Source organism: Providencia sp. PROV076, assembly GCF_028483405.1.
Classification (GTDB): domain Bacteria; phylum Pseudomonadota; class Gammaproteobacteria; order Enterobacterales; family Enterobacteriaceae; genus Providencia; species Providencia huaxiensis.
Genome location: NZ_JAMPRR010000004.1, coordinates 16,015 through 31,754 on the forward strand (window position 1 = coordinate 16,015; position 15,740 = coordinate 31,754).

The window sequence follows — 15,740 nt, forward strand, 5'->3', positions numbered from 1 at the left end:
CCACGAATCATTCCTTTAAATTATAATTTAATGTTATTTTTAATAAAACAAAGATAAACAAAAAAGTGTATATAATTTTTTTATTTATTCATTTATTATTTTTGCAATTAATTTAAAAGTCCAATAGGGGAATTAATTGATTAATATAATAATAATTGACGATAATAATATTGCAATTCGTGGTTTTGAAGCGTTTTTTTCACGTCATATACGCTATAAAGTTGTTGCTTCGTTTCCATCAGTGGAACATGTAGTTACATGGAATAGATGCCAAAAAGCAAATATGATTTTAATCAGCAGTGATAGTTTCCGCTATGACTCACTAAAAACCATACAAACACTCCGTCGAACTCAGCCGGATGTCGGGATCATTATTTACAATGTCAGAAATAATCCTTCGTTTTTTTTAAAAGCGTTAGATATCGGTATTTTCGGTTTACTAAGTATCAATGTGACAGAAGAGGATATCATTGAAGCTATCCAAGTTGTGAGTGTTAAACGACGGATTATATCTCCAGATATTGCCCAAGATCTTGCTCTTCAGCGGTTAGTCTATAGTAATCAACAAGATTTATATGATTTATTATCAGGGCGTGAATTAGAAATCATGTTGATGATCACTCAGGGAATGCCTATCAAGCAGGTGGCAGAGTCACTTTCCTTGAGCCCTAAAACAGTCAATACCTATCGATATCGAATGTTTAGTAAACTTAATATCTGTAGTGATGTAGAATTAACTCATATAGCCATCAGTTATGGTTTAATTACAGCAAAACAGGGTTTATTCGAGTGTCAGAACAGTTCGAGCCAAAGGCTTTTTTAAAAACAGTGACTAATCAACCTGGTGTATACCGTATGTATGACGCTGGGGAAACGGTTATTTATGTAGGAAAAGCAAAGGATCTTAAAAAGCGCTTATCAAGTTATTTTCGTGAAAATGTGGGGAGCCGCAAAACAGAGCAGCTGGTTAAGCAAATCGCCTCTATTGATGTGACGGTGACTCATACTGAAACAGAAGCACTATTACTTGAACACAACTATATTAAGTTGTACCAACCACGTTATAACGTATTGTTACGCGACGATAAATCATATCCTTATCTATTTTTAAGCAGCGAAGCTCATCCTAGAATTTCGATGCACCGAGGGGCGAAACATGCTAAAGGTGAGTACTTTGGTCCTTTCCCAAGCTCTTATGCAGTAAGGGAAACATTGGCATTAATGCAGAAGTTGTTTCCAATACGTCAATGTGAAGATAGCATGTATCGAAATCGCTCAAGGCCTTGTTTACAATATCAAATTGGCCGTTGCCTAGGCCCCTGTGTTAAAGGTTTAGTTTCCGATGAAGACTATAACCAACAAGTTGAATATGTCCGTTTATTTTTGACCGGAAAAGATAAACAAGTTTTGGCTGGCTTAGTTGACCGTATGGAAAAGGCAAGTTTAGAGCTACGTTTTGAAGATGCAGCGCGTTTTAGAGATCAAATTCAAGCAGTCAGGGCAGTCACTGAGGAGCAATATGTATCGGGTGACAGCGATGATCTGGACGTTATTGGTGTTTCTTTTGAATCTGGCCTTGCTTGTGTGCATGTACTTTTTATTCGCCAAGGGAAAGTGCTTGGAAGTCGCAGCTATTTCCCCAAAATTCCAACAGATACACAGCTTGAGGAAGTGGTTCAAACCTTTTTAGGTCAGTTTTATTTGCAAGGTAGTGAAAATAGAACGTTACCTGGCGAAATATTATTAGATTTTGCATTAACAGAAAAAGAATTATTAGCGGAGTCTCTTTCAGAGGTCGCTGGGCGCAAAATTAATATTCAAAGTCAGCCTCGTGGTGTGAGAGCTCGTTACTTAAAACTAGCGAGAACGAATGCATCGATTGCACTTTCAACTAAACTTGCACAACACTCGACGGTGCAACAGCGCATGGAAGCGCTTGCAAAAGTGGTTAATTTAGAAAATATCAACCGTATGGAGTGTTTTGATATCTCGCATACGATGGGGGAGCAAACCGTCGCTTCTTGTGTTGTGTTTGATAAATCGGGTCCAGTGAAATCTGAATATCGTCGTTATAACATTACTGGTATCACTCCTGGTGATGATTACGCAGCAATGCACCAAGTTTTAACGCGCCGATATGGTAAACACATTGATGAAAGCAAAGTTCCTGACATTATCTTTATCGATGGCGGTAAAGGGCAACTAGGGCAGGCAAAGGATGTATTTAATTCACTTGAGGTTGATTGGGATAAAAAACACCCATTGTTAATTGGTGTTGCTAAAGGTAGTGACCGCAAAGCAGGGCTTGAAACGTTATTTTTAAAGCCTGAGGGCGAAGGTTTTTCACTACCACCTGATTCTCCCGCTTTGCATGTTATCCAACATATCCGAGATGAGTCACATAATCATGCGATTACGGGGCACCGGCAACGAAGAGCAAAAGTCAAAAGTACGAGTGCATTAGAGTCAATCGAGGGCGTTGGGCCAAAACGTCGGCAGATGTTGCTAAAATATATGGGGGGGTTACAACCTTTACGTAATGCAAGTATAGAAGAAATCGCAAAAGTGCCCTCGATCTCATACGCCCTTGCAGAAAAGATTTATAATGCATTGAAACAGTGAGTGTCTTAGGGCAACATATTCATAATATCCAACTTGGTCAAAAAGTTAGTGAGCGTGATGAAATTAAACATACCAACGTGGTTGACATTATTTCGCGTCATCCTAATACCGTTTTTTGTATTAGCCTTTTATCTCCCTGTCGCTTGGGGGCCGTTTGCATGTGCGCTTATTTTTGTTATTGCAGCGGTAACTGATTGGTTTGATGGTTTTTTAGCAAGGTTGTGGAAGCAAACTACAAAGTTTGGTGCTTTTTTAGATCCTGTTGCCGATAAAGTTATGGTTGCAACGGCATTAGTATTAGTTACAGAAAGTTATGATGTTTGGTATGTAACTTTGCCTGCAGCAACGATGATTGCACGTGAAATCATTATTTCGTCTTTACGTGAATGGATGGCAGAGATTGGTAAACGCAGCAGTGTGGCCGTTTCTTGGATTGGTAAATTTAAAACAACTGCTCAGATGATGTCATTAGTCGGTCTATTGTGGCGTCCAACGCCATTAATTGAAAATCTTTCAATTGCACTAATGTATGTTGCGGCTATCTTAACATTTTGGTCAATGTTCCAATATTTAAAGGCTGCATGGGCCGATTTGAGCGAAGCGTGATCGAAATGATTGAAAAAACAGCGAACGATCCAATTATTTAAATAATTGTATTGACTCGATAGGTGAAATCAGTAGAATGCAACGCATCGAACGGCAACATGGTTTACGAAAATAAATAAGTAAATCAGCCAGTTTGAAAAGCATAAGCTGAAAAGTGAAGCTTTATGCGGGAATAGCTCAGTTGGTAGAGCACGACCTTGCCAAGGTCGGGGTCGCGAGTTCGAGTCTCGTTTCCCGCTCCAAATTTCGAAAGAAATTCGGATAAGGCGCGTTAGCAAAGCGGTTATGCACCGGATTGCAAATCCGTGTAGCTCGGTTCGACTCCGGGACGCGCCTCCAAAATTTAGCCCAGGTGGTGAAATCGGTAGACACAAGGGATTTAAAATCCCTCGGCCTTTAGGCTGTGCGGGTTCAAGTCCCGCCCTGGGCACCATCTTAAAGTAATCTAAACACGATTAAGTGTTTTATTTTAAGTTTAGCTGACTACAATATATCAAATATATGGGTTAGCCGGGTAAGTTAATAATTTATCCAAGTTTTTGAGAACGAAAATTTAGCCCAGGTGGTGAAATCGGTAGACACAAGGGATTTAAAATCCCTCGGCCTTTAGGCTGTGCGGGTTCAAGTCCCGCCCTGGGCACCATCTAAATTTAAATCAGTTATGGTTTGAAATTAGCAATTAACCACCTCTAGGTGGTTTTTTTGTATTTACTTCCTTTCAAGTATTTTATACCAGCTCAATTAATATCGATTCTTTGTAATGTTTCCTATTTATATTCAATGGTTTATTAAAAAATGAAGCTGTTGTTTCATTGTGTCAATTAACTCGCTATTCGTGTAAAAAACCGTAAGTCAGACCGTTCCGTTAGTATTTTATGTCACTATTCTGATCCTTGAAGAGGAACGAGCTATGTCTAACATGAAAACTGAAGTTGTAGTTGTACGATTAACCAAACACGAACGAGCATTATTAGATACAGTGAAAACAAAACCTTTATTAGCCGACTGGTTGAAGGAAATTGCCATGGCAGAGGTTAAGCAGCAGGAAAATAAGAAAGAGTAAGGCAGATTTAATTATGCAGAAATCAATCGAGTCATTTAATGTGCTTATAGAAAAGTTAATTTTTTGATTAATTATTCGTTTTTGATAGTATCAAATTAGATGACTTAATTGGAATTTGAGAAGTGATGATAAAAGGAATTTTGTTTACGTTAATACTCGTACTCGTTTCTGGTTGTACAACGAAAAAACTAGATGCCCCTTATGGTTTTAAGTGGGGGCAAACCCCCGAGCAGATACGAAAACTGCATTTAAAAGGATTGCAATGTACTGAGTTTCAAGAAGGAGGTGCATTATGTTCATCAACAGACTCCCCTCAAATAGCAAATAAGCTGTTTTTATTGATGTTTTCTCGGGAGAATAATACGTTAATGCTAGTTTCTTCCCAAGGAAAAGATAGTCGAGACCAATCAGCCATTTTGGCTGAGTATGATGCAATTAACCAGAAAATGTTTGAAGTTTATGGTTTACCAATGCAAACCATTGAACGCTATAAACGGAATGTTTATTTCTTAGATAAAATATCGGATGACGAAACAACGCCATTTAAGCGGGTTTATGAAAAAAGTGGCATGCAGATTATGGTCGGTATTGTTAGTAATGCCCATTTTCGTAAAATCCACGATAAAAAAGACATTGTTTACTCAGTGATGGTTATCCATAATTTAATACCAACTATGCCACAATAAGCAGCTATTAAGCTATTTCATACTCGTTAATGCTATTTGTTCTTTCGTTTGGCAATGCGTTTTCATCTATGGTTTTGTCTCTAGATGCACTCTTCAATGGCTGTCGAGTAGGCGGAAATACGCGTCGATGTTGGACAGGTACAATAGCGCGGGAATTAGATCCGTTACGACGTGCTATTAAAGTTCTACTGGTTTTAAATGAGCAATTAATGGGAAAGTCATCAGTAAACTGGTCTGTTCTCCTTATTTATTGTCACTCTGTCTTAAGTAAATGGATAATATCAGGTATATTAGAGCCTGATTGTTAGCTACCAAGAAAAAATTACTATGATTATCAAACCTAAAATTCGTGGTTTTATCTGCACTACAGCTCATCCAGCAGGATGTGAAGCCAATGTGCGTGAGCAAATTGCCTACGTGAAATCACGTGGCGAACTGAAAAATGGCCCTAAGAAAGTTTTAGTTATTGGTGCATCCACCGGTTACGGTCTTGCCTCTCGTATCAATGCTGCATTTGGCAGTGGTGCAGCTACCATCGGCGTATTTTTTGAAAAGCCAGGCAGTGAAGGTAAAACAGGCTCTGCGGGTTGGTACAATTCTGCAGGTTTTGACAAAGCAGCAAAAGAAGAAGGCCTGTATGCGAAAAGCATTAATGGTGATGCTTTCTCTGATGAATGCCGTCAAACTGTCATTGATTTAATTAAACAAGATTTAGGCCAAATTGATTTAGTTGTTTATTCACTGGCCTCTCCAGTGCGTAAAATGCCTGAAACGGGCGAAATTGTACGCTCAGCATTGAAACCTATTGGCGAGCCGTATAAATCTGTTGCGTTAGATACCAACAAAGATGTACTGATTGAAGCGGTTGTTGAACCTGCAAATGAACAAGAAATCGCAGACACAGTAAAAGTCATGGGCGGCCAAGACTGGGAACTGTGGATGGACGCATTAGATGAAGCAGGCGTTTTAGCCGATAATGCACAATCCGTGGCTTATTCTTATATTGGTACGGACTTAACATGGCCAATTTACTGGCATGGTACATTAGGCAAAGCGAAAGAAGATTTGGACCGTGCGGCTTATGCAATCAACCAAAAATTGCAAGCTAAGGGTGGAGCCGCTTATGTCGCAGTACTAAAATCTGTTGTAACTCAAGCCTCTTCTGCAATTCCTGTCATGCCTTTATATATCTCTATTGTCTTTAAAATTATGAAAGAGAAAGGGATCCATGAAGGTTGTATTGAACAAATTCAGCGCTTATTTGCTACTAAATTATTCAATGACTCAGTGCCAGATACTGATGAAAAACATCGTCTACGCTTAGATGATTGGGAATTACGTGATGACGTACAAAATACATGCCGTGAAATTTGGCAGCAGCTGAATGATAATAACATCAATGAGCTAACGGATTATCAAGGCTATAAAGCTGAGTTTCTCCGTTTGTTTGGCTTCGGCTTAAATGGTGTCAATTATGATGCAGATCTCAGCGGTGAAGTAAATTTTGAAGTGAAAGAGCTGATTTAATCATATTGGTCATTATGTAATATTTCGTAGAAACCCGCTATTTGCGGGTTTCTATTTTTAGCTATCTTTATAAATCACATATTTTATTTTGTCTTGTTAGCTGAATTATTGTAATACGATAATTTCGCCATCGCGGATCACTGCTTTAGAAATAACAGTTCCATTTTCATCAAATTCGGTGAGTGTGCCAACGAGATCTCCATTTTTAAAAGTGCCAGTAATATTTGGCTTATTACTTGGAGTATTGTGGTAAATTTTAAATGGTCCTGATAATTTGCCTTGTAGCGCGGTTAATTCAACATCAATACGGCCATTTTCATGATAGTTACGGACAGTCCCATCTATCTTGCAGTTTTTTAGTTGAATTATGGATTCTGGTTTGCCATTTTCATAATAGGTTTTGATGTATTTATCCAAGCATCCTTTAGATACCCATGCTTTGAATTTTGGCTGACCATTGTCATACTCAGTTTCAAATGCCCCTTCAGCAAGGCCTTTCGGTGCCTCTGTGGAAGGAAACTCCATCGTTTTTAACTCACTTAATTCTCCAAATTTTGAATCTGAGTTTGAATTGGAATTTGTAGAGCCTCCAAGTTGGCATCCAGAAACTAATAAAATTAAAGACAGTAATGCAACAGATTTAATTGGTTTTAGCTTGAACATGTAGCCCCTATTATTGCTGTAAAAAAATAATGTATTCAATTGCATATAAAACTATAGCCTTTTTATGACTATATATTGTGAGAATTATCCTAAACTATTTGCTTTAATGAATTATGAGCGATTTTTAGGATGTGGGAGTTGAACAAATATTGATGTTAGTCATCTTGATAATAAGGTAGTTTAGTAAGTTAATACGATTTGTATATTCAGGGAGTCATGAATGTTAGTTGTTGAAATGTTGAGTACTGGTGATGAAGTTTTGCACGGACAAATAGTTGATACAAATGCAGCTTGGTTAGCAGACTGTTTTTTTCAGCAAGGTCTCCCTTTGAGTAGCCGAACCACTGTTGGCGATAATTTAGAAAGTTTAGTAGCTACTTTTCTTGAACGTAGTTTATCTGCAGATGTTCTGATTGTGAATGGAGGGTTAGGGCCAACGAGTGATGATTTAAGTGCTTTGGCTGCGGCTAAAGCTGCGGGAGTCCCATTAGTTGAGCATTCGCAGTGGATTGAAGTTATGGAGCGTTATTTTATTGCTAGAGGGCGAGTTATGCCTGAAACAAATCGCAAACAAGCGCTACTTCCTGCCAATGCTGAATTAATTGACAACCCTGTAGGGACGGCTTGTGGCTTTTCCTTAGTTTTGAATGATTGTCTGATTTTTTTTACTCCAGGGGTACCTTCTGAGTTCAAAGTCATGGTAAATGAGCAAATTTTGCCAAGGTTACGTGCACGTTTTACTTTGCCAGAGCCGCCAATTTGTTTACGCCTAACGAGTTTTGGCCGCAGCGAAAGTAGTCTTGCGAAGCAATTTGATAGCTTACCTTTACCTGAAAATTGTGTTTTAGGTTACCGTTCTTCAATGCCTATTATTGAATTAAAATTAACAGGCCCTGCGTCACAAAAAGAGTTGATGGAGAGGGATTGGCAACTCGTGAAGCAAGGAGTAGGGGATAATTTGATATTTGAAGGCACTGAAGGTTTAGCTCAAAAAATTGGAAAATCCCTAAAAGAAAAGAAATTACATGTAGTCGTCAGTGAACAATTTAGTGCAGGGTTGTTAAGTTGGACATTAAATTCTGCAGGAATAGTCATGTCTTCCAGCCAAATCCTGTCTCTTGATGCGGGACAAACATTAGAAACCCTTGTGCAAAGAGCTCAAAAAATAGCGGCTAATCATCCGTTATCTATTGCTTTAGTCGTTGGTGAATATCATGAGCAATATTTAAACGTTGTATTATCAACACCTGATAAGTGTTATGCGCAAAGAATTCACTATTTACCAAACAACCATTCACAGAAAGAAAAGCAAGAAGTCAGTGTAATGTTAATATTAGATATGCTGTCTCGTTGGTTAAATGGTCGAGAGGTTATTGGCTATTATGAATGGTTAGTACAAACTGAAACACTTATCCTTGAGAGTTAGCAGGTTATGAAGTTAAACGATTATGAGTATATTCCTGTTCTTGAAGAGAAACCGTTTCAATCGGAATTTAAGTTAATTATAACTGAATCTATTAATTGGCTTAGGTGCATATTAAAAGAAAAACTCCATAGCGTTTATGTGTATGGCAGTGTGGCAAAAGGCTGTGCAAAGCCACAACAATCAGATTTAGACCTGTGTATTATACTGTGTGATGGTCTTACTCAATTAGAGGCTACCAAACTTAATGAATTACAAATTCAATTAACGATTAATCACACCGAAGTCAGCAAAATTGATTTTGATATTGGTATTATTACGGATGTGATGAGTGAGGCTAATTTATATAGTTGGGGGTATTGGATTAAGCATCACTGCCGTTGCATTTATGGGGGTGATTTAGCAACATGTTTTAGCCAATTTACCCCTTCACGAGCAATAGCCGAAGCTGTTAATGGTGATTTTGTTGATGTGCTTAATGCTTATGTTGACCAAATCAATCATTGTAATGATGACGCTGAGTTAAAGTTATTATATCGGGCGGCATCGAGAAAGCTTATTCGTTCGACTGATATTTTACGTTGGAAAAATGATAATGACTGGCCAGAAACATTATCTGAATATACACAGAAATTCGTTCAACGTTATCCAGAACGACAAAATGAAATAAATTATTTTTTATGTCAAAGTTTACAGCCTTTTGTTGATGAGCAATTCTTGGAACATTTAGTCCAGTTTATCTGCTGGTTGGATGTTGAACATTCAAATATTATTAATAAATGAGCCAATTATGGCTCATCCGGTTGTAGTGCATTAATGATGTAATTAATACTTGAAACCCCTTTCTTGCAGGCTTTGTCTTTTAAAACTGTCGGAGTTTTATCAATGGCCATTTTTACAGAAGACAATTGATCTGTGTAGGTTTGTGCTCCAATAATCTCAGGATTATTATTTAAGTATTCAATAACCTCATCGACTCTTTGATAAAATTGCTCACATGAGTCACCATCAGTTTCTAAGGCTTTTAGTTCATTAAGTGCGTTTGGAATAAGCTGTTTCGTTTGCAACTGTACTTGTTCGATATACTTCCCAGACTTTACTTGATCAACTATAGTCATTACCTGATTTTTCATGTTAAAAAACAAAGTAATAGCTATAACTAAAGCAATGGCTAGAATAATATTGATGCTAATACTGATCCAAAGTAAGTATTTTTTCATTACATTCCTTGAGCGAAAAATAAATCTGTAATATCAATATATAGTTTAGTCTCGTGATTAATACTTGTATTTAAGATTAACACGAAAAAAAAGGTAACCGAACAATTGGCTACCTAGATTATTATAGTTGATAGAGGTTATCGAACAGTCAAAACAGAAATTTTTGAATTCTGAATAACCATCGATGCGGTTGAGCCTAAAAAATATGTGGACATGCCAGGGCGCTTTGAGCCAATAACGATTAAATCTGCTGAAATTTCTTCAGCAACACGTAAAATCTCATCCCTTGGTGTTCCCATTAAAACTTGTGCACTGTACTTATTACTAGGAATATTAAATTCTTTAATTATCTCAGCCAGCTGCTTCGTGACATTTTCATGTTCACTATCCGCTTTTTCAGCAAAACCAAACCCCATTGTGGTATAGAAAGGAACAGTAGGAATAACCGCTAGAAAATGAATATGTGCTTTTTCATATTTAGCAAAGTATTGAATATGAGCCATAACTAATTGTGCTAAGCTTTTTTCTGTTATATCAATAGGAACCAAAATATTATTGTACATGTTTTTCTCCGGCTTTTATTTATTGAGTCCATGCAGTAATCGGGGCATTGGTTTATAAGGAGTAACTCAGTTAAATCAGTAGATGGCCTAGTTAATTAAAATAAGGTTAATTTACGTATAGGGCTTACATTATTCGGAATTTATGATAGCAGATTAATATGATAAATACTTTGACGGCGGATTCAACTTAGGCAACTTAGTGGTGTTGTTTGTAGGCTGTTTTTCATGCGCTTTGTGCTATGCAAAACTTGAGTACTTTGAATCATCATCTTCCTGTTATATGATCTATACATGGTTTGTATACATATCATATTGTTGAGGTTATTTTGGGTATCGTAAAAATTTCAGATGAACTGCATGATTATCTACGCCATGCGAGCCAGGTTATGTCCCGTTCAATTAATTCACAGGCAGAATTTTGGATTAAAATTGGTATGCAAGCTGAACTAAACCCGAATAAGACATTTACTATGTTAATCAATGAAATGTTAGAGAAAGAGTCAATTGAATTAAAAGGAAAGGTTCATGAATAATATTACAATTAAAACAGCAGAAGAAATTGAACTGATGCGTGAGTCTGGACGACTTTTGGCTAGTGTTTTCAAAATGTTGGATTCATTTATCGTACCGGGTATTTCCACGATGGAGATTAATGATAAAGTTGAAAACTATATTGTTAATGAGCTAGAAGCAAGGCCTGCGAGTAAAGGCCAATATGGCTACCAATATGTTTTGAATACATCGTTAAATGAAGTTGTTTGCCATGGTGTTCCAAAAACAGATGAAATTTTAAAAACAAAAGACATTATTAATGTTGATATTACGCTAGAAAAAAACGGTTTCATTGCTGATTCAAGTAAAATGTATGTGATGCCTGAAGCTTCACCACTGGCACGTAAATTGGTCAAAGATACTTATGCTGCTATGTGGGAAGGTATAAAGCAAGTTAAACCAGGCGCAACGCTAGGTGATATTGGTTCTGCTATTCAACATTATGCGGAATCTAAAGGTTATAGTGTTGTGCGCGAATATTGTGGGCATGGTATTGGGCGTGAAATGCACGAAGATCCACAAGTTCTTCATTATGGCGTACGAGGAAAAGGGGTTGAATTAAAAGAAGGAATGACATTTACGATAGAGCCAATGATTAACCAAGGTGGAATGAAAATTAAAACAAAGAAAGATGGCTGGACGGTCGTAACTAGAGATAAAAAATTATCTGCACAATCCGAACATACGGTATTAGTCACTAAAGATGGATACGAAGTTTTAACATTACGTGATGAAGAAAAATAGCGTTAAAAATAGACTTTATAAGCTTGTTACCATAAAGGTAACAGGCTTTTTTTAGATTAATTTTTACTATTGTCTCAATGCTACTGCTATACGGTTAAACGCACTCATTAAACCAATAGCAACAGATAGCTAGTCAATTTATTCATGATGGACACTTTTGCGACATTTACGAAAGATGTGCAACTTATATCGTCAAAAAAATACGTTCTAATAGAGAACATTTCAGAGGTGCTACTCAATATATTTGAGGCTCAACCTGAAAATGGAGTAATGTATATTTTAGTTAAGCTAATCAATAGTGAATAAGCAGGGGATTATGTGATATTGGCAAAAGAATACGGGCTAAAAATAGAGTATTGAATGAGTGGTGGATAAAAATAAGAGATCACTATTTTTATTATTGGAATTCATCAATGTCAAAAGTAAATTAGAAACCATATACCTTTGTGATCAGCTAAAGACAATTGATAGTAAGCTCATCTAATTTAATTATAGAGCTAAGTGTTTTTTATCTGTTGAATTTTATAAGTGTAGGTGATTTATAATTAAATAAATTATAAATATTAAAAAATATTGTAACTTATAAAAAATACATATGGACTAAAATAAGTCATATTTAAGATAAATGATGATATCTTATTGTATTTAAATGAAATAAATGGTTATGCATTTTTTGCATGGCTTTTCGCCCATTTGCATTTCTCTTTAAGTTAAAAAAATGTAACTATCGGCTTCAGGCTCAAGAGTCGCATCCAATAAAGAGTTATAGTTTATTTCTATAACGATAAATAAATAAAATAGGGGTACGAATGAATAGACATAAACTTATGAAACAAATAATGATAGCGATTGTTTTAGGTATCATATTAGGTTGGGGCTGTCATAATTATGCTGCATCGGTAGAAGAAGCGAAAGACATTGCTTCTTATCTAAATATCATTACTGATGTTTTTTTACGTCTAATTAAAATGATAATAGCACCATTAGTATTTGCGACAATTGTTTCTGGAATTGTCTCCATGGGTGGCTCTTCATCGGTGGGCAGTATTACAATTAAAGCTATGGTTTGGTTTATTTCTGCGGCAGTAATTTCATTATTAATAGGTATGATCTTTGTTAATGTATTCCAACTAGGTGTTGGATTAAATTTAACGGCCCCGGCAGTTGCTGTAGATAGTGGCTTAAATACATCTGGTTTTACCTTAAAGGCATTTATTACCCATATTTTCCCGAAAAGTTTTGCGGAAGCGATGGCAAATAATGAGATTCTACAGATATTAGTTTTCTCCATTTTCTTTGGTTCAGCTCTCGCATATATTTGCAAAGATAAAAAAAGTCCAATCGTTACATTAATCGAAGATTTATCACGTATTATGTTCCGTATTACTGACTATGTGATGAGTTTTGCTCCAATTGCAGTATTTGCCGCGATTGCTTCAGCAGTTACCGTCGAAGGTTTAGGGTTGCTTTATGATTATGGCAAACTTATAGGGCTTTTTTATGTTGCATTAGCGGTATTATGGGCGGTGTTATTCTTTGCAGGCTATGTCTTCTTAGGAAAATCTGTATTCAATTTAGGGAAGCTTATTCGTGAACCTGTTGCACTTGCATTTGCGACTGCAAGTAGTGAGTCTGCATATCCAAAAACAATGGAAGCCTTGAATCAGTACGGTGTACCTAAAAAAGTGACCAGTTTTGTACTACCACTTGGATACTCATTTAACCTTGATGGCTCAATGATGTATCAGTCTTTTGCTGTGTTATTTATTGCGAATGCTTATGGTATTGACCTGAGTATTACAGAACAAATTCTTATTCTGTTAACCTTAATGGTGACGAGCAAAGGTATGGCGGGCGTGGCTCGTGCTTCAATTGTAGTTGTTGCAGCAACGTTGCCGATGTTTAGTTTACCGGAAGCAGGTATATTATTATTACTGGCAATTGATCAGTTCTTAGACATGGGAAGAACTGCAACAAATGTCGTTGGAAATAGTATTTCTACCGCTGTAATATCACGTTTAGAAGAAAGGAAAGGGCGTATTAATTCAGAGCCAGAAGTTACACTGAATGATAAAGTAACACCTACACTAGAATAATTCACAGCTATAGTAATTAATACTCGGTATACCCCTTCTTATAGCAATAGAAGGGGTTTCTATACAAAATGAAACATATTAAGTTGTTTGATTACGCATAAATTGCCAAAAACGCTCTGAGGAAATATTTAATCTAGCTTCAGTACGATAAATATAAACACCCATATTTATCGATAAGCTGGGGTCGAGAATGGCGAGTTCATTTTGCTTAATTTCATTTTTAATTGAGTAATCGGGTAACCAGCCAACACCGCTACCATTTAATACCATACGTTTTAATACATCACTCATCGATGAAACAAATGAGAGTTCAAAGGGCAGATGGGCTGATTTATTCATTAATTGATTAACCTGCCTTCCCATATAACTTTCATCGGTATATTTCATTAAGGGAAGTATTGAACCATCAAGAGTGTAAATGGATTTTTTCTCTTTATCACATAGAGAGACTAAGTGTAATTGACTGTCTAATATTTTTGCATGTAAGAAAGGTGATGACATCAGTTCTTCATTATAAAATGATAAAATAAAATCACTTTGTCCTTCTTTTAGCTTATGAACAGCTTCATCGACATTTATTGACTCAACAAAGAAAATTTTATCAATATTTTTAGAGAACTGAGATATAAAATCAGGGAGTAAAAATACAGAAAGTGAATGAGCTGCCGAAATATTTACCCTCTGTTTTTCATTATCAACCCCTTTAATTCTATTTATTTGGAAGTAAATATCATCAAGTGAATTTCTTGCATAGACAATAAAGCTTTTTCCCTGAAGTGTGAGTTGTAGTGGGTTAGTATTTCTATCGAATATTTCAAAACCAATAGAAGATTCAATGGATTGAATTCTTCGACTAAAAGAAGATTGAGATATATTCCTTTTTTCTGCCGCCAATGTAAAACTGCGACACTCTTCCAGTACAACAATATCGTGCAACCATTTAATTTCAAGATTACTGATCATTGTGTCCTCTTGTATCATAATTATTAATTTTGCTATGCAAATTTAGCATAACTTATAGAAACTCTGCAATTACGAAAGGAAAACATTATGTCATGATATCATCAATTTGAAGGAGGTATTATGAAAAAAATATTAGGTATGTTAGGGGGGATGGGTCCCAGTGCAACCGCAGATGCTTTTTCAAAACTCATTAATAATACAGATGCAAAAAAAGACCAAGAGCATATTCCTGTTATTATTGTATCGATACCTGATATTCCTGATAGAACGGAAAATATTATTCATAATGGCTCTTCACCTTTGCCAGCAATGATAGAATCCCTAAAAATACTGGAAAATGCAGGTGTGTCTTGTATTATAATGCCTTGTAATACGGCTCATTTCTGGTATGAAGATTTAATCAAAGAAACAAAAGTTCATTTTATTAGTATTATAAATGCGGCCTGTAATAAATTTTTAAAAGATAATATAAAGAAAGTTGCTTTATTAGCAACAACAGCAACTGTAAAAACAAAATTATATCAGAATAAATTAAGTTTACATGGTGTTGAATGTATCGAACCTGATGAAATGAATCAATATAAAATAATGCAGAGTATTGTTTCCTATAAATCAGGGGATTTTATAAAAGCAAAAGAACTTATTTATCCTTATATAAATCAATTAAAATCAATAGGGGTTGATAAGTTTGTTATGGGATGTACAGAAATCCCTTTAATATTAGAAGATATATCAAAGGATAGTCCAGAACAATTTATTGATGCGACAGAAGCGTTAATAAATGAAGCTATTGATTGGTATAGTTATAGTAACGGCTTTAAAGAAATAGGGAATAATCAGTTAATTTAATTAGATAGTTAAATAAGATCAGCACTAGGGAATTTAATTGTTTTATAACAACTATTCATTAAATTATGAAGGTATAAGCACACATGAAAGTCATATGTGTGCTTTTTACGTTTGCATTAGATAAATGAAGTTTGATGGTATTTTGAACGATTCTTCCATTGAA

General features: G+C 36.0%; 16 protein-coding genes and 4 tRNA genes. 16 read left to right on the forward strand and 4 right to left on the reverse strand.

Going from position 1 to position 15,740, the window contains the following annotated elements; genetic code table 11:
* Positions 1-136: 136 nt before the first annotated feature.
* The 10 genes from PSF67_RS03840 to fabV all read left to right on the forward strand — a co-directional run bounded on the left by PSF67_RS03840 (position 137) and on the right by fabV (position 6,504).
* Positions 137-823: a LuxR C-terminal-related transcriptional regulator gene (locus tag PSF67_RS03840; RefSeq protein ID WP_102139273.1), complete on the forward strand. Its 687-nt coding sequence runs from the start codon at positions 137-139 to the stop codon at positions 821-823.
* Positions 790-2,622 carry an excinuclease ABC subunit UvrC gene (gene uvrC / locus PSF67_RS03845; protein ID WP_102139272.1) on the forward strand — a complete coding sequence of 611 codons (1,833 nt, stop codon included), beginning with the start codon at positions 790-792 and terminating at the stop codon, positions 2,620-2,622. Before PSF67_RS03840 ends, uvrC begins: the two co-directional genes overlap by 34 nt.
* Positions 2,623-2,679: 57 nt before the next feature.
* Positions 2,680-3,228, forward strand: coding sequence for a CDP-diacylglycerol--glycerol-3-phosphate 3-phosphatidyltransferase (gene pgsA / locus PSF67_RS03850; RefSeq protein ID WP_102139271.1), 549 nt, complete (start codon positions 2,680-2,682; stop codon positions 3,226-3,228).
* Positions 3,229-3,394: 166 nt separating this feature from the next.
* A tRNA-Gly gene (locus PSF67_RS03855) sits at positions 3,395-3,470 on the forward strand.
* Positions 3,471-3,493: 23 nt separating this feature from the next.
* Positions 3,494-3,567, forward strand: a tRNA-Cys gene (locus tag PSF67_RS03860).
* A gap of 7 nt (positions 3,568-3,574) precedes the next feature.
* Positions 3,575-3,661 (forward strand) — tRNA-Leu (locus PSF67_RS03865).
* Positions 3,662-3,784: 123 nt separating this feature from the next.
* Positions 3,785-3,871: transfer RNA gene (locus PSF67_RS03870), tRNA-Leu, on the forward strand.
* 267 nt (positions 3,872-4,138) lie between these two features.
* Positions 4,139-4,291: an MbeCy gene (locus tag PSF67_RS03875; RefSeq protein WP_102139270.1), complete on the forward strand. Its 153-nt coding sequence runs from the start codon at positions 4,139-4,141 to the stop codon at positions 4,289-4,291.
* A gap of 125 nt (positions 4,292-4,416) precedes the next feature.
* The gene (locus tag PSF67_RS03880; RefSeq protein ID WP_195698551.1) at positions 4,417-4,977 is read left to right on the forward strand and encodes a hypothetical protein; all 561 of its coding nucleotides are present in this window, start codon (positions 4,417-4,419) and stop codon (positions 4,975-4,977) included.
* Positions 4,978-5,304: 327 nt separating this feature from the next.
* Complete coding sequence (gene fabV / locus PSF67_RS03885; RefSeq protein ID WP_102139268.1) at positions 5,305-6,504, forward strand: enoyl-ACP reductase FabV; 1,200 nt, start codon at positions 5,305-5,307, stop codon at positions 6,502-6,504.
* Positions 6,505-6,609: 105 nt separating this feature from the next.
* Here fabV and PSF67_RS03890 read toward each other — a convergent pair whose 3' ends face one another.
* On the reverse strand, positions 6,610-7,167 hold the full coding sequence (locus PSF67_RS03890) for a toxin-antitoxin system YwqK family antitoxin (protein ID WP_272676547.1): 558 nt from the start codon (positions 7,165-7,167) through the stop codon (positions 6,610-6,612).
* Positions 7,168-7,387: 220 nt separating this feature from the next.
* Here PSF67_RS03890 and PSF67_RS03895 point away from each other — a divergent pair, with 220 nt between their 5' ends.
* Positions 7,388-8,593, forward strand: a complete 1,206-nt coding sequence (locus PSF67_RS03895; protein WP_102139266.1) for a nicotinamide mononucleotide deamidase-related protein YfaY — start codon at positions 7,388-7,390, stop codon at positions 8,591-8,593.
* 6 nt (positions 8,594-8,599) lie between these two features.
* On the forward strand, positions 8,600-9,373 hold the full coding sequence (locus PSF67_RS03900) for a nucleotidyltransferase domain-containing protein (RefSeq protein ID WP_272676548.1): 774 nt from the start codon (positions 8,600-8,602) through the stop codon (positions 9,371-9,373).
* A 5-nt stretch (positions 9,374-9,378) separates the two neighbouring features.
* Here the strand turns inward: PSF67_RS03900 and PSF67_RS03905 are convergent, their stop codons facing one another.
* Positions 9,379-9,810, reverse strand: coding sequence for a DUF5339 family protein (locus tag PSF67_RS03905; RefSeq protein ID WP_272530123.1), 432 nt, complete (start codon positions 9,808-9,810; stop codon positions 9,379-9,381).
* Positions 9,811-9,947: 137 nt separating this feature from the next.
* Positions 9,948-10,373 carry a universal stress protein gene (locus PSF67_RS03910; protein WP_166265395.1) on the reverse strand — a complete coding sequence of 142 codons (426 nt, stop codon included), beginning with the start codon at positions 10,371-10,373 and terminating at the stop codon, positions 9,948-9,950.
* A gap of 326 nt (positions 10,374-10,699) precedes the next feature.
* Between PSF67_RS03910 and PSF67_RS03915 the strand changes: the two genes are divergently transcribed.
* The 3 genes from PSF67_RS03915 to PSF67_RS03925 all read left to right on the forward strand — a co-directional run bounded on the left by PSF67_RS03915 (position 10,700) and on the right by PSF67_RS03925 (position 13,765).
* Entirely contained in the window at positions 10,700-10,906 is a 207-nt protein-coding gene (locus PSF67_RS03915) for a ParD-like family protein (protein WP_004910200.1), read from the forward strand.
* Entirely contained in the window at positions 10,899-11,669 is a 771-nt protein-coding gene (gene map, locus PSF67_RS03920) for a type I methionyl aminopeptidase (RefSeq protein ID WP_195698557.1), read from the forward strand. Before PSF67_RS03915 ends, map begins: the two co-directional genes overlap by 8 nt.
* A gap of 809 nt (positions 11,670-12,478) precedes the next feature.
* Positions 12,479-13,765 carry a dicarboxylate/amino acid:cation symporter gene (locus PSF67_RS03925; protein WP_195698558.1) on the forward strand — a complete coding sequence of 429 codons (1,287 nt, stop codon included), beginning with the start codon at positions 12,479-12,481 and terminating at the stop codon, positions 13,763-13,765.
* A gap of 78 nt (positions 13,766-13,843) precedes the next feature.
* On the opposite strand, the gene PSF67_RS03930 is transcribed toward PSF67_RS03925, so the two are convergent.
* Complete coding sequence (locus PSF67_RS03930; RefSeq protein WP_272676549.1) at positions 13,844-14,728, reverse strand: LysR substrate-binding domain-containing protein; 885 nt, start codon at positions 14,726-14,728, stop codon at positions 13,844-13,846.
* 120 nt (positions 14,729-14,848) lie between these two features.
* Here PSF67_RS03930 and PSF67_RS03935 point away from each other — a divergent pair, with 120 nt between their 5' ends.
* Positions 14,849-15,577, forward strand: coding sequence for an aspartate/glutamate racemase family protein (locus PSF67_RS03935; protein WP_272676550.1), 729 nt, complete (start codon positions 14,849-14,851; stop codon positions 15,575-15,577).
* Positions 15,578-15,740: the final 163 nt, after the last annotated feature.

Excerpts from the sequence above, each read along its gene's own strand:
- fabV (WP_102139268.1), top strand. The coding sequence starts at position 5,305 with ATGATTATCAAACCTAAAATTCGTGGTTTTATCTGCACTACAGCTCAT.
- PSF67_RS03925 (WP_195698558.1), top strand. The coding sequence starts at position 12,479 with ATGAATAGACATAAACTTATGAAACAAATAATGATAGCGATTGTTTTA.
- PSF67_RS03905 (WP_272530123.1), bottom strand. The coding sequence starts at position 9,810 with ATGAAAAAATACTTACTTTGGATCAGTATTAGCATCAATATTATTCTA.
- map (WP_195698557.1), top strand. The coding sequence starts at position 10,899 with ATGAATAATATTACAATTAAAACAGCAGAAGAAATTGAACTGATGCGT.
- PSF67_RS03880 (WP_195698551.1), top strand. The coding sequence starts at position 4,417 with ATGATAAAAGGAATTTTGTTTACGTTAATACTCGTACTCGTTTCTGGT.
- PSF67_RS03875 (WP_102139270.1), top strand. The coding sequence starts at position 4,139 with ATGTCTAACATGAAAACTGAAGTTGTAGTTGTACGATTAACCAAACAC.
- PSF67_RS03935 (WP_272676550.1), top strand. The coding sequence starts at position 14,849 with ATGAAAAAAATATTAGGTATGTTAGGGGGGATGGGTCCCAGTGCAACC.
- PSF67_RS03890 (WP_272676547.1), bottom strand. The coding sequence starts at position 7,167 with ATGTTCAAGCTAAAACCAATTAAATCTGTTGCATTACTGTCTTTAATT.
- PSF67_RS03895 (WP_102139266.1), top strand. The coding sequence starts at position 7,388 with ATGTTAGTTGTTGAAATGTTGAGTACTGGTGATGAAGTTTTGCACGGA.
- PSF67_RS03930 (WP_272676549.1), bottom strand. The coding sequence starts at position 14,728 with ATGATCAGTAATCTTGAAATTAAATGGTTGCACGATATTGTTGTACTG.
- pgsA (WP_102139271.1), top strand. The coding sequence starts at position 2,680 with ATGAAATTAAACATACCAACGTGGTTGACATTATTTCGCGTCATCCTA.
- PSF67_RS03900 (WP_272676548.1), top strand. The coding sequence starts at position 8,600 with ATGAAGTTAAACGATTATGAGTATATTCCTGTTCTTGAAGAGAAACCG.
- PSF67_RS03910 (WP_166265395.1), bottom strand. The coding sequence starts at position 10,373 with ATGTACAATAATATTTTGGTTCCTATTGATATAACAGAAAAAAGCTTA.